This window comes from Massilia sp. LMS1-1-1.1 (assembly GCF_040815535.1).
Taxonomy (GTDB): Bacteria; Pseudomonadota; Gammaproteobacteria; order Burkholderiales; family Burkholderiaceae_D; genus Janthinobacterium; species Janthinobacterium aestuarii.
Genome location: NZ_JBFPNG010000034.1, coordinates 519631 through 533326, shown reverse-complemented (window position 1 = coordinate 533326; position 13696 = coordinate 519631). Strand labels below are relative to the sequence as shown.

Genomic DNA, 13696 nt, shown 5'->3' with positions numbered 1-13696 from the left:
GGGACGATTAGGGCGGGAAAGCAAGACACCGCCATCGCGCAGTCCGCTATTATAATATAAAAAGCAATTCTAGTTCAATTTAGGTAATTAACTATATTTTAAGGCAACACTTTTCCTGCGGGTAGCAATTGTCTGGCGGACATAAAAAAACCGGGCTATGAACTGGCCCGGTTTTTTGCTGCTTACCTGACGCGCTGGTACAGGCGGAAGCGTTCCACGTCATCCGTGGGGCGGCGCCCTTCCCACAGCTTGATCCAGTCCGCGCCGTGATGCTCGGGCAGCTTTTCCTTGTTGTCGGGAACCTTGATGCTGTCTTGCAACAAGAAAACATCGCATTCCTGCTGCCCTACGCTGGCAAACGGCAGGTGGCCGAAGTAGGCGAACGAGGCGCGCTGGGCGGCGCCGACGTTGCTGTTGATGCACTTGCTGCCTGGCGGCAGGTGGACGGAAATCTGGTGCGCCACGCTGGCGTAGCTCTTGCTGTAGTTCAGCGGCGGCAGGAACAAGGTCATGATCAGCACCCAGATCAGGATCAGGCCGCCGGACGACAGCACCACGGCGCGCCACAGCACGGCCGGCTGGCGCGAGATGCGCCAGTGCACGAGTGCCACCCAGCCCGCGCTGGCGCAGGCGGCGACGAAGAAGGCCAGCAAGTCCAGCTCGGGCTTGAAGCCGGGCATGAGTTTCAGGGCGTTATGCGACAGTTTCGGCGGCCAGCCCGTCAGGATGGCGAACCAGAACAGCCACAGCGCGAGGGCGCAGATGGTCAGCACCATCACGGAGAACCAGTCGATGGCGTTGATGGCGCCCCGTTTCATGGTCAGCAAGCCGAACGCGGCCATCACGGCCAGCGGCGGCAGCAGCGGCAGCAGCTGGCTCGGGTCGGGATCGGGATGGCACAGGCCCAGGATGGCCAGCATGGCGACAAAGGTCAGCGGCACGACGATGTGCAGTACGTGGTGCTGGCGGCGCCAGGCATATACGGCCCAGGCGGCGAAAGGCCAGGCGGGCCAGAAGAACCAGATGCCAACACGCAAGAAATACTGCACGCTGATCAGGCTCGGAGCGCTGAGCTGGCGCCAATTCCATTCCATCCACGCTTGCAGCGGCGAATGGCCGTAAGGACGCAGCCATTCGCCCGGCAGCAGCCAGACGAGGGTCAGCGCGGCGCCGATCACGATGGCCAGCGCCAGGTGGCGCACGCTGCGCAGCAGTGGCAGGCGCAGGAAGACGGTGCACAGCAGCAGGGAGATGCTCAGCGCCGCCGGCGTGATCCAGCCACGCGCGAGGGTCAGGCCGCCCAGCGCCAGGCCCAGCAGGGCCGCATTGCGCACGGACGGGCCTTCCACGTAGCGCACGGCGCGGTACAGCAAATACGCCATCAGGGACACGTACAGCGCTTCGGCCGTGATGTCGTGGCTGTGCTGCAGCAAACCCAGGCAGCCCAGGTAGATGAGGACGGCGGCATCGGCCAGGGTGCGGCCGAAGTCGTCCGGCTCGGGCTGGCCGCCGAAGGCCAGGCGTAGCGGCTGGGCGTCGTTGCGGCGGCCCAGGTTGAAGGCCGTGTACCAGACGGACAGGGTGCTGACGACGAAGATGCCGATGGTCGACATGCGCGCGCCGAAGACGTCGCCGTCGATCCAGCCGAACAGTTTGATGAAGATGGCGCCCAGCCAGAAGGCCAGCGGGCCTTCATCGGGCTGCGACAGGCCGGCGATATTGGGCCACAGCCAGTCGTTCAGGCCGCCATGCGCCATGGTCCACATGATGCCGAAACTGGCGGCATCATCGTTCTTCCACGGTTCGCGGCCGATCAGGCCAGGCAGGATGTACAGCAGGCCGAGCGCAAACAAGGCCCATCGTGGCAGCGCGAGTGTGGCAGCGGCGGGAAGGCGGACTGGCTTCATCGATAGTTGTATCAGAATAGTGGCAAGACGCGACGAATGGCGTCGGGTATGCGCGAGTATAAAGTAAAGCGGCCAAAGACAAAAAAGGCAGCCGTGGCTGCCTTTTCTCTGGTAGCCGAAGCTGCCCTTTTTTGCCGCAAAGCGGCAAAAATTAGCCTGCTGCGACTGCGGTTTTCGAACCAACCGAACCGAACTTCTGACGGAACTTCTCGACGCGACCAGCGGTATCGACGATTTTGTGCTTGCCCGTGAAGAATGGGTGCGATTCAGCCGAAACCTCGATCTTTACCAGTGGGTATTCTTTACCGTCGTGGGTGATTTTTTCGCGGGTTTGGATGGTCGAGCGGGTAACGAATTTGAAATCGCACGACAGATCGTGGAAAACAACTTCGCGGTATTCTGGATGGGTATCGACTTTCATGGGATTCTCTCTAAGTAGGTAGCCAAACAGCACTTCGTCGGTCGTCTTGCTTCTTGACCCGATTGCCGATCACTTGCCAGGGTTTAAAATAATGCAACCGTCGATTATATAGCGCTTTCGGGTTGGCGGCAATAAAAAAGCCGCTCAATGAGCGGCTTTGCATGATCGCGTGTGGCCAGCGTGGCGCAATCCGACAACACCGCCGCCTTCGCCAACAACGTTGTCGGATTACGGCCCTGCGGGCCTCGGCGGCCCCACCTAATCCGACCTACGTCTTTGGTGGCAGCATGTTGCCACCGGGGAGGGAGAAACCGTAACGAGCAGGCCGCAGTTGCGATCGAGTAGCGCAACCGTACAAAAGTACGGTGAGCAACGGAGATCGCAAATGTGGCCGCGCAGTAGGTTTATCCCCCCCGGCGCATCATGTCGAAGAACTCGGCGTTGTTTTTCGTCGCCTTCATCTTGTCCAGAATGAACTCCATCGCCTCGATCTCGTCCATCGAGTACAGCAACTTGCGCAGAATCCAGATTTTTTGCAGTTCGTTCGGCTTGATCAGCAGTTCTTCGCGGCGGGTACCCGATTTGTTCAGGTTGATTGCCGGGTAGACGCGTTTTTCGGCCAGACGGCGTTCCAGATGCACTTCCATGTTGCCGGTACCCTTGAATTCTTCAAAGATCACGTCATCCATGCGGGAACCCGTTTCGATCAGCGCCGTGGCGATGATGGTCAGCGAGCCGCCTTCTTCGATATTGCGCGCGGCGCCGAAGAAGCGTTTTGGGCGTTGCAGCGCGTTCGCGTCGACGCCACCGGTCAGGACCTTGCCCGAGGCAGGGATGACGGTGTTGTAGGCGCGGGCCAGACGGGTGATCGAGTCGAGCAGGATGACCACGTCTTTTTTCATTTCGACCAGGCGCTTGGCTTTTTCCAGCACCATCTCGGCCACTTGCACGTGGCGCGTGGCCGGCTCGTCGAAGGTCGAGGCGACGACTTCGCCGCGCACGGAACGTTGCATCTCGGTCACTTCTTCCGGACGTTCGTCGATCAGCAGCACGATCAGGGTGATATCCGGGTGATTTGCCGTGATCGCATGCGCGATGTGCTGCAGGATCACGGATTTACCGGATTTCGGCGACGCCACCAGCAAGCCGCGCTGGCCTTTGCCGATCGGGGCGATCAGGTCGATGATGCGGCCGGTGATGTTTTCCTGGCCATTCATTTCACGTTCCAGGCGCAGCGGCTCGTTCGGGTGCAGCGGTGTCAGGTTTTCAAACAGGATGCGGTGTTTCGACATCTCCGGCGATTCGCCGTTGACCTTGTCGACTTTGACCAATGCGAAATAGCGTTCGCCATCTTTCGGGGTCCGTACCTCGCCTTCGATCGAATCGCCGGTGTGCAGATTGAAGCGGCGGATTTGCGAAGGGGAGATGTAAATGTCGTCGGTGGACGCCATGTAGCTGGCGTCGGGCGAGCGCAGGAAGCCGAAGCCGTCAGGCAGCACTTCCAGGGCGCCATCGCCAAAAATCTGTTCGCCGGACTTGGCGCGTTTTTTCAGGATAGCGAACATCAGCTCCTGTTTGCGCAAGCGGGCTGCGTTGTCAATGTCAAGACCGATCGCCATCTCAAGCAGGGCGGATACGTGTAGGGCCTTTAGTTCGGATAAATGCATATGTGTTGAGTGTCCCGAGACGGGATGTAAAGGTAGGGGAGGGGACTGCGTGGCGTTGATTAATTATTGGGGAAGGCTGTGCACGAATGAGGGCAAAGCCGCTTCCCGGTTGTTCAGTCAGGCGGCGCTGCGGGCGCAGCGCTGCCCATCATACATTAAATGTTGCTGTCGACGAAAGCGGTCAACTGGCCCTTGGCCATGGCGCCTACTTTTTGAGCAGCTGCAACACCATCCTTGAACAGGATCAGGGTCGGGATGCCGCGGATGCCGAACTTGGCAGGCACTGCCTGGTTGGCGTCCACGTCCATCTTGGCGATCTGGATGCGGCCGGCGTATTCCTTGGCTACTTCTTCCAGGATCGGAGCGATGGCCTTGCAGGGACCGCACCATTCTGCCCAGAAGTCGACCAGTACTGGCAACTCGGATTGCAGGACGTCTGCTTCAAAAGATGCATCGCTAATGTGTTTGATATTTTCGCTCATATTTTCCTCAAATGAGGGTGGGATCAATAATGCCTGGAATTAACCATACGCTGGTTCGCCATCCATGCTTCCTGGAATGCAATTAGAAGATGGGGACAATGGGCACGAATTCAATGTTCTTGGAAGGTGCGACCAGAGGTATGCAGGCGGGGATGGCTGAAATAATAACCCATTTTTTCAAAGCGTGGCGATTATTGCAGAAAAACTTGAGGCATATCGCCAGCATATCGCTTCCGCAGGCGCCTGCAGGGCGGCAAAGCCGCATGCCTGCTGGCCTGCAGCGCCGTGCCCGCCCCTTCGGCCTGGCCTTGAGATCAGGCTTGCGCGTTGGCTTGACGCGCCGTGTGTTGCAGTTGCAAGTTCACCATCAGCTGCAATTCCGCGCTTTCCATCGGCTTGCGGAAGGTGCCCAATATATGCAGGCCGTTGGCCATGGCCAGGCGCTCGGCCGCCAGGCGCACGGCCGAATGCAGGCCCGACAGCAGGACCACGCCGCCGCGGAAGCCGTTTTCAGCCGCCATGCGCAAGAATTCGATGCCGTCGATATCGGGCATGGACAGGTCGCAGATCAGCAGGTCGGGCTGGTGCTGCTTCAGGGTCGACAGCGCCTGTTCGCTGTGCGACTCGCAGCGGATGTCGAACGGGCCCATCTGCTCGAGCATGTCGCTGAGCACGTCGAGCATGAAAACGTCGTCGTCCAGCAGCAGCACGCGCAACGGCGCCAGACCTGCTTCATTGTGTTCCCCGCTTGTTTGGTTTGGTGCAGTGTTCATCGTCATGTCTTTCTGTTGATATGCATCGCTGTCGATGCCGATACCTTGCCATAGCGTCATTTGGCGGTAGCTAATCGTCATTGGCAAAGCTGGTGTTATTCATGATTTGTTCGGTAATCTGTTCCAGCAGGGGCCACAGGCGCGCGACGATGCGCCGTGCCCGCTCCGCCTCGTCGGCCGGTTCGCCCGGCGCCAGGGTTTCCAGGTTGTGGCACAGCTCGGCCAATCCCAGGGCGCCCACGGTGCGCGCCGACGATTTGATGCGGTGCCCCAGTTCGCGCACCTGGTGCACGTCGCCGCGCGCCAGGGCCGCATCGATGTCGCCAAAGCCATCTTGCGTGGTCTGCAGGAACTTGAAGGCGAACTTGCGCACCTTTTCCGGGTTGTAGCCCAGCAACTTTGCCAGGATGGACAGGTCGATCACCTGCGGGTCGCCGGCCAGGGTGGTCTTGAAGGCGGGCGCGGCACGGCTGCGCGCCGGTGGCGGCGGCGTCTCGCGGGCCGGCAGCCAGCTGGCGATGGTCTGGTACATCATGGCCGGCTGGATGGGCTTGGAAATGAAATCGTCCATGCCCGCGTCCAGGCAGCGCACGCGGTCTTCGCTCGTGGCCGTGGCCGTCATGGCCAGTACGCGCAAATGCGCCAGCTGCGGGTCGGCGCGGATGTGGCGCGTCGCTTGCAAGCCATCCATCAGCGGCATCTGCACGTCCATCAGTACGCAGTCGAACTGCGTCTGGCGCAGCAAATCGAGCGCTTCCTCGCCATTGTTGGCCAGGCAGACGGAAGCGCCCGCTTCTTCCAGCAATTCCAGCGCCACTTGCTGGTTGAATGTATTGTCCTCCACCAGCAGGATGCGCGCATGCTTGAGCGTGCGCATCACCAGGGCCGCGTCGGCGCTGGCGCGCATGGCGGCCGCCGTCTGCACCATGCTGTCGAGCATGGCCGGTGCCGCCTGGTCGGAAATGCCCAGGTTGGCCGTGAACCAGAAGGTGCTGCCGGCGCCGGGACGGCTGTCGACACCCACGTCGCCGCCCATCAGCTGCGCCAGCTGCTTGCAGATGGCCAGGCCCAGGCCCGTGCCGCCATATTCGCGCGTGGTGGACGTGTCCGCCTGCTGGAAGGACTGGAAAAGCTTGCTCATTTCATCCTGCGACAGGCCGATGCCGTGGTCGCACACTTCAAAGCGCACCAGGCAGTGTTTCGCGTCCGCCACGACCTTGCGCACTTTCACGGTAATGCTGCCCTGTTCGCTGAACTTGATGGCGTTATTGGCGTAGTTGATCAGCACTTGCCCCAGGCGCAGCGGGTCGCCCACGAGCACGGCCGGCAATTGCGGGTCGATTTCAAACAGCAATTCCAGGTTCTTGCCGGCGGCGCGCGGCGCCACCACCGTCATCAGGGTTTGCACGACATGGTCGAAACTGAAGTTGACGCGCTCGATCTCCAGCTTGCCCGCCTCGATTTTCGAGATGTCGAGGATGTCGTCTATGATGCCCAGCAAGTGTTCTCCGGCAAAACGGATTTTTTCCAGATAATCGCGCTGGCGCGGTTCCAGGTCTGTTTTCAGGGCCAGATACGCCATGCCGATCACGCCATTCATCGGCGTGCGGATTTCATGACTCATGTTGGCCAGGAATTGTCCCTTCGCCAGGCTCGCTTCTTCGGCCACCTGCTTGGCCTGGTCGAGCTGCTCGGTGCGCTGCGCCACGCGTTCTTCCAGATGCTCATTGAGTTCGCGCAAGGCGCTTTCGCTGCGCTTGTGATACGTGATGTCCGTCAGGCTGGCCACCACCATGCCCACCTTGCCGTATTCATCGCGGATGGCCTCGGTATTTACGGACAGCCACGACAGGCTGCCGTCCGGCTGCTGCACGCCCATCAGCACGTCGCGCATGGCGACACCCGTCGACAGGGTGATGTGCACGGGATGGCTGCGCTGGTCGAAGGGGGAACCGTCCTCGTGGATGGCTTGCCACAGGCTGTTGCCGGCAGGACTGGCCGCCAGCATGCGTTCGGCGGCGGCGTTGCTTTCCAGGATGTGGCCGTGGCTATCCTGCACCACGAGGCCATTCGTCACGGCGCCGAAGACGGACGCCATGCGCTGGCTCGAGTTCGACAGCGCGATCGACGCCTGGCGCCGTTCCGTGATGTCGGTGATCATCGCCAGGGTACCGCCCGGCTCGCCGTTGTCCGACTGGATGCTGGTGCTCGACAGCAAGCCCCACAGGCTGGACTGGTCCTTGCGGAAGAAGCGGAAATCGACCTGGTCCGGCTGGCTGGCGAAGCTGCCGTGGCTGGCCAGGCGGCGCTGCATCAGCAGCTGGCTGTCGCGGTCCATGAAGTCGAGCAGGGGGCGGCCGAGCATTTCCTGCACCGTGTAGCCGAGCATGTGCGCCATCTTCGGATTGACGAAGGTGGTCTTGCCGTCCGCACCCGTCATCCAGATGCCTTCGGCGGCCGTCTGCACGATCAGGCGGTAGCGTTCCGAACTCGCGTGCAGCGCTTCCTCGGCGCGTTGCCGCTGCGTCATGTCGCGCAGCGAGACGATGGAAAACACCTGGCCGGCCATGCGCAGCGGCGACAGGCTGACCTTGGCCGGAAAATGCGTGCCGTCGCGGCGGCGCGCCATCATCACCCGGCCCGGCAGGCTATGCCGCGCTTGCGGGTCGCCCACGGAATGGCTGGCCGTGCTTTCCGGTACCAATTGCTCCAGCGACATGCCCGTCAATTCGGCCAGCGGATAGCCGAAGCAGCGCGCGCCGATCTGGTTGGCGTAATGCACCTTGCCCTCGACGTCGGCCACCAGCATGGCTTCGGGCGCCGCTTCCAGCATCGAGCGCATGCGCGATTGCTCGTCCTGCTTGCGTTCGCTGATATCGCAGATGATGCCGCTGGCCTGCGTGGCGGCGCCATCCGAGGCGCGTGTCAGCACGGCGCCGCGCGCCAGCAGCCAGCGCCAGTGGCCGTCGCTGTGGCGCAAACGGAATTCGCAATTGAAAGTGCCGGGTGCCTGGCCATCCAGATGCTGGCGAAATGCCAGGCTCAGGCGCGCGCGGTCGTCGCGGTGCACTTCGGCCAGCCACTCGTCCAGTGTATGGTCGAGTTTGGCGCTCTTGTCGCCCAGCACGTCCTGGTACTGGGGCGCGAACTGCAGCCGCCCGGACTGGCGCCGCCAGGTCCAGCCAGCCAGGGCCGCGCCGCGCAAGGCTTGCCCGGCATCCTGTTCGGCCAGGGCGTGCGCGGGCAGGAGCAGGCGGCGCAACTGTTGCCGCAGCCGCCATGCTTGCCAGCAAGCCACTCCCGCCAGGGCGGTGGCGCTGGCGGCAGCGTACGGCCACAGCACCGTTGGCGCCATGCCGTGTACCGCCGCCTGCACCGGCAACGAAAGCGCCATGCCTGCCGCCAGCATCGTATGAGCGAGCCGGTGCAGCGCAGGGCGCCGGGGGCGTGATGCGCTGAAACTCGTGTGGCTGCAATACGACAAATGCATCCCTTTCTGGGGCATGATGGAACTGGGCTGACAGTGCATGATGCGCGCTCAAATAAACGCCTGCGGCGCTTTCTGGCGGCAACTATAGCATCGAATATTTGCTCGCAGTAGTTAAGTTCAGAAACGGCCAAAACGGGATTTTTTTTGCCCCGGAATGGCTGTTTTTTTCGCGATTTGGTGAGAATCTGAGAGAAAGTTGGCGCGAAATCGTGCTACGGAATCAGCGATCTGTAGAACACCTGATAAAACCGTAGCGAGCGGTAGCGAGGCTCGGCGCCCCCTTGTGGCCAAGAAGCGCAGCTGTGCTGAAGCACAGCGAGCATCACAGGCCGCAAAGCGCGACGCGCAGTAGGTTTTTCCAGGTGTTCTTAAGTGAAACTGCCGGCGAACTGATATCGGTGTCCGGGATGCCACATGGTGGCGATCGAGGCGATCTTGCCGCCCGAGCGCGTCTGGCGGCGCAGCACCAGGCATGGCTGTTTCGTGTCGATGGCCAGCATTTCGGCGATGTCGCGCGGCGCCGACAGCGCTTCGATGCTGTAGGTGGCGCCTTGCAGGGGCGCGGCCGCCATCAGGTATTCGTTCGGCGTGATGCTGGAAAAATCCTGCGTCATGTAGTCTGGCGCGCACTCGGGATTGACCCAGCGGTCTTCCACCTGGATCGGCACGCCGTTTTCAAAATGCACGATCAGCGAGTGGAACAGCGGGTGCTCGGGCGGCAGGCCGAATTGCTTGGCCAGCAAGTCGGACGCCTTGGTGCGTTCCAGCAATTGCAAGCTGCTGCGGTGGATATGGCCGCGCGCGCGCACTTCATCGGCGATACTCTTGATTTCCAACAAGGTCGCCTGGTATTTTTGCTGCGCGACATAAGTGCCGGAACCCTGGCGCCGGGTCAGCACCTGTTCGCTGGTCAGTTCGCGCACGGCGCGGTTGACCGTCATGCGCGAGACGCCGAATTGTTTTACGAGGGCTTGCTCGGATGGAATCACGTCGCCTTCCTTCCAGCGTCCGGCGGCGATGCCGGCCAGCAGAAAATCCTTGATGCGCTGGAAAATGGGCGTATTTTCTTGTGTGTTGTGATCGTCCAATGCGGTTTCTCCGAGGCGCGGGCAGGGCGCGCCGCCGGCTGGAGGCGCGATGGCCGATTTTAGCACCGAGCACGATGCCTGCCGCCAGCCTTTTTTGAATTCAAAAGCAAGCGCCGGAGTGTGGCGCGCGCGCGTGCTGGCTATGCTGGTGACTTGGAGCCTATCCCAGTAGGGGATGTATTCATCTACTGGGATAGGCTCTTAATATTGACTTGCACGGAGTTCGCCATGGAACACGCTTACCTGACTGACGATGAACGCTGGGATGCCCTGCAGCGGCGCGCGCTTGATGCCGACGGCGTCTTTTATTACTCGGTACGCACGACGGGCGTGTATTGCCGGCCTTCCTGCGCCGCGCGTCCCGCCTTGCGCCGCAACGTGGCTTTCCACGCCACGTGCGAGCAGGCGGAGGCGGCCGGCTTTCGCCCCTGTTTGCGCTGCAAGCCGAATTTGCCGCCGCTGGCCCAGCGCCAGGCGGCCATCGTGGCCGACATCTGCCGGCTGATCGATGCCAGCGACGAGCTGCCCGACCTGGACAGCCTTGCCAGGGCCGCCGGCATGAGCCGCTTTCACTTCCACCGCGTCTTCAAGGCGCACACGGGCATCACGCCGAAAGCGTACGCGGCGGCGCGGCGCGGCGAGCGCCTCAAGGCCGGCTTGCAGGGCGCGGCAAACGTCACGGAAACCTTGTATGCGGCCGGCTTCAATTCCAGCGGCCGCCTGTATGCGGCAACGCCGGGCTTGCTGGGCATGACGCCGGGTGCGTTTCGCGCCGGCGGCAGCGGCGCCGTGATCCGCTTTGCCATCGGCGCCTGCTCGCTGGGCGCCATCCTCGTGGCCAGCACGGACAAGGGCATTTGCGCGATTCTTATTGATGACGACCCGGAAGTGCTGCTGCGCGACTTGCAGGACCGCTTCCCGCAAGCCGAACTGCGCGGCGCGGAAGCCGACTATGAACAGACGGTGGCGCAGGTCGTCGGCCTGGTCGAGGCGCCGGGCCTGGGACTGGACTTGCCGCTCGACGTGCGCGGCACGGTGTTCCAGCAGCGCGTGTGGCAAGCCTTGCGCGAGATTCCCGCCGGCAGCACGGTCAGCTATGCCGAGCTGGCGCGGCGCATCGGCGCCCCGCAAGGCGCGCGCGCCGTGGCCGGTGCCTGCGCGGCCAATGCGCTGGCCGTCGCCATCCCCTGCCACCGGGTGGTGCGCAACGATGGCGCCTTGTCCGGCTACCGCTGGGGCGTGGAGCGCAAGCAGGCGCTGCTCGAGCGCGAGGGCGAGCGGTGAGGGCGCTCGATTGGCAGCGGATCGAAGATGAGCTGAATGCGCATGGCTGCGCCGTCGTGCCGGGCTTGCTCAATCCCGCGCAGTGCGCGGCGCTGGCGGCCCAGTACGACGACGCGTCGCGCTTTCGCAGCAAGGTCGTGATGCAGCGCCACGGTTTTGGCCAGGGCGAGTACCAGTATTGGGCGCATCCGCTGCCCGATATCGTGGCTGCCTTGCGCACGGGCTTGTATTCCCCCTTGGCGGCGATTGCCAACCGCTGGCACGCCGCCATGGGCATCGGGACGCGCTTTCCAGCCAGCCACGCCGATTTCCTCGCGCGCTGCCATGCGGCCGGGCAAACCCGGCCCACGCCTCTGCTGCTGCGCTACCGCGAAGGCGATTACAACTGTCTGCACCAGGATCTGTATGGCGAGCACGTGTTTCCGCTGCAGCTGGCCGTGCTGCTGTCGCGCCCGCAAGACGATTTCACGGGTGGCGAGTTCGTGCTGACGGAGCAGCGCCCGCGCATGCAGTCGCGCGCCGAGGTCGTGCCGCTGGCGCAAGGCGACGCCGTCCTCTTTCCCGTCGCGCTGCGCCCCGTGAACGGCACGCGGGGCACTTACCGCGTCAACATGCGCCACGGCGTGTCGCGCCTGCGTTCGGGCTTGCGTCACACCCTGGGCATCATTTTCCATGATGCGAGCTGAGCAGTACGTGTGATCCTTGAGTTTCCAGGATTACATGGCATGATGGCTACTCCTTGTCACTCTTTCATTTCCGCCATGTCCGCGTTGCTCCGCCTGTTGTGCCTGTTGACCATTTTCCTGCTGCCCGCAGCCCATGCGGACGATGGCGTGCCCGCGCTCGTTGCGGAGGCCGGGACCGTCGTGGCGCCATCGCAGCTTGCGGCGGCCAGGACGGCGCCGCTGATGTTCGCCAATCGCAAGGTATTTGTCTTCCGCGCCGCGCTGGCCGGCTATCCGCCCGATGAGCGGGCCATTGGAGCGCAGCGCCGTCTGGAAAGCGTGCTGGCGAAAAACGGTCCCTTGCAGGCGAGCACGCGCATGATTCCCGAAGGCACGCAAGTGCTGCTCGATGGCGTGCAGCTGTTCGTCGTCGTGCCCGGCGACGTCAACCTGCTGGCGGGCGACACGACGGAAAGCGTGGCGAAAGCGGCGGCCGCCGAGTTGAGCAAGGCTGTGTTTGACTATCGCGAGCAGAGCAGCTGGCGCTACCTGGCGATCGCCGCCGCCGTGTGCGCGGCCGCCACCCTCGTATTCTGGCTCGTGTGGATGGGCTTGACGCGCTTTTACCGCTGGGCCAAGCGCCGCAGCGGCATCCTGCTGGCTTCGCGCCTGCGCGACGTGCGCCTGAAAAACGTGCGCGTGCTCGACGCCGAGCACTACATCGCCTTCGCGTATCAGCTGCTGAGCGCCGTGCTGTGGGGCTTGCGCCTGATGGCCACGTATCTGTGGGCCGCCTTCGTGCTGGGCCGCTTGCCCTACACGCGCTCCTGGGGCGAAAGCCTGAGCGGCTATCTGTTCGACGTGGCCGCCGACGTCTTCCACGCCATCATCGGCGCCTTGCCGGGGCTGGTGCTGGTCTGCGTGATCTTTGCCATCGCGCGCCTGATCGCCGCCACGGCCGCCTCGCTGTTCAAGCGCGTGGAAAGCGGCGAACTGCAAATCGGCTGGCTGGACAAGGACACGGCCCTGCCGACGCGCCGCATCGCCAGCGTGGTGATCTGGCTGTTCGCGCTGGCCATGGCGTATCCATATCTGCCCGGCTCGCACACGGCCGCCTTCCAGGGCCTGTCCGTGCTGGTCGGCCTGATGGTGTCGATCGGCGCGTCGAGCATCGTGGGCCAGGGCGCCAGCGGCCTGATCCTGATGTACACGCGCGCCCTGCGCAAGGGGGAATATGTGCGCGTGGGCGACAGCGAGGGCACGGTGGTCGACGTGGGCATGTTCGAGACGCGCTTGCGCACGGGCCTGGGCGAGGAAGTTGCCTTGCCGAACGCGTGGGTGATGTCGCAAACGACAAAGAACTATTCGCGCGCCCAGCCCGGCGGCGGCTTCGTGCTCGACTCCACCGTCACCATCGGCTACGCGACGCCGTGGCGGCAAGTGCACGCCATGCTGGAACTGGCCGCGTCGCGCACGCCGGAACTGTCCACTTCGCCGAAACCGTACGTGATGCAGCTGGCCCTGCAAGACTATTATGTGCAATACCGCCTCGTCGCCTACGCCAGCGCCGAAGTCCCCCGCCAGCGCGCCGAAGTGCTGAACCGATTGCACCAGAACATCATCGACGTCTTCAACGAGTTCGACGTGCAGATTACCTCGCCGCATTACATCGATGACCCGAAAGAGTCGCAGGTGGTGCCGCCGGAGGAGTGGTTCAGGGCGCCGGCGAAGCGGGGGGAAGAATCGATTTAATTGGCTCCGCCCAAGCCTTGAAGGCCAGCAGTGGTCTGATCGTGATGGGGGAAATCCACACGCGCTATTGTGGTTTTCCCTTGGGCGCGCTTTAGGCTCTTCGCACGTGCAATAATGATAAACTTTTCACGCTGTTATTCCTGTAGCCAACTGAAGATTATGATACG

10 protein-coding genes are annotated in these 13696 nt (G+C 62.8%); 3 read left to right on the top strand and 7 right to left on the bottom strand.

All coding sequences use genetic code 11. From position 1 onward, the window contains the following. Positions 1–182: 182 nt before the first annotated feature. From MRBLMS1_RS21180 to hutC, 7 genes are all read right to left on the bottom strand, one after another. Positions 183–1907: an ArnT family glycosyltransferase gene (locus tag MRBLMS1_RS21180; RefSeq protein WP_139090661.1), complete on the bottom strand. Its 1725-nt coding sequence runs from the start codon at positions 1905–1907 to the stop codon at positions 183–185. Between the two features lie 151 nt (positions 1908–2058). Then, entirely contained in the window at positions 2059–2328 is a 270-nt protein-coding gene (locus MRBLMS1_RS21175) for a type B 50S ribosomal protein L31 (protein ID WP_034746247.1), read from the bottom strand. A gap of 404 nt (positions 2329–2732) precedes the next feature. Beyond that, positions 2733–3995 (bottom strand): transcription termination factor Rho, encoded by a 1263-nt coding sequence (gene rho / locus MRBLMS1_RS21170; protein ID WP_034746249.1) that lies wholly within the window; start codon positions 3993–3995, stop codon positions 2733–2735. A 155-nt stretch (positions 3996–4150) separates the two neighbouring features. Then, the gene (gene trxA, locus MRBLMS1_RS21165; RefSeq protein WP_034746251.1) at positions 4151–4477 is read right to left on the bottom strand and encodes a thioredoxin TrxA; all 327 of its coding nucleotides are present in this window, start codon (positions 4475–4477) and stop codon (positions 4151–4153) included. Between the two features lie 314 nt (positions 4478–4791). Next, positions 4792–5250, bottom strand: a complete 459-nt coding sequence (locus MRBLMS1_RS21160; RefSeq protein ID WP_128143223.1) for a response regulator — start codon at positions 5248–5250, stop codon at positions 4792–4794. A gap of 70 nt (positions 5251–5320) precedes the next feature. Next, complete coding sequence (locus tag MRBLMS1_RS21155; protein ID WP_139090662.1) at positions 5321–8644, bottom strand: PAS domain S-box protein; 3324 nt, start codon at positions 8642–8644, stop codon at positions 5321–5323. Between the two features lie 464 nt (positions 8645–9108). Continuing rightward, a complete protein-coding gene (gene hutC / locus MRBLMS1_RS21150) occupies positions 9109–9828 on the bottom strand; it encodes a histidine utilization transcriptional repressor HutC (protein WP_034746253.1) in 720 nt (239 codons plus the stop codon). Between the two features lie 228 nt (positions 9829–10056). Between hutC and ada the strand changes: the two genes are divergently transcribed. The 3 genes from ada to MRBLMS1_RS21135 all read left to right on the top strand — a co-directional run bounded on the left by ada (position 10057) and on the right by MRBLMS1_RS21135 (position 13529). Beyond that, the gene (gene ada, locus MRBLMS1_RS21145) at positions 10057–11112 is read left to right on the top strand and encodes a bifunctional DNA-binding transcriptional regulator/O6-methylguanine-DNA methyltransferase Ada (RefSeq protein ID WP_485881669.1); all 1056 of its coding nucleotides are present in this window, start codon (positions 10057–10059) and stop codon (positions 11110–11112) included. Beyond that, the gene (locus MRBLMS1_RS21140) at positions 11109–11798 is read left to right on the top strand and encodes a 2OG-Fe(II) oxygenase (RefSeq protein WP_485881667.1); all 690 of its coding nucleotides are present in this window, start codon (positions 11109–11111) and stop codon (positions 11796–11798) included. Before ada ends, MRBLMS1_RS21140 begins: the two co-directional genes overlap by 4 nt. 75 nt (positions 11799–11873) lie before the next feature. Beyond that, positions 11874–13529, top strand: coding sequence for a mechanosensitive ion channel family protein (locus MRBLMS1_RS21135; RefSeq protein WP_485881665.1), 1656 nt, complete (start codon positions 11874–11876; stop codon positions 13527–13529). Positions 13530–13696 lie beyond the last annotated feature (167 nt).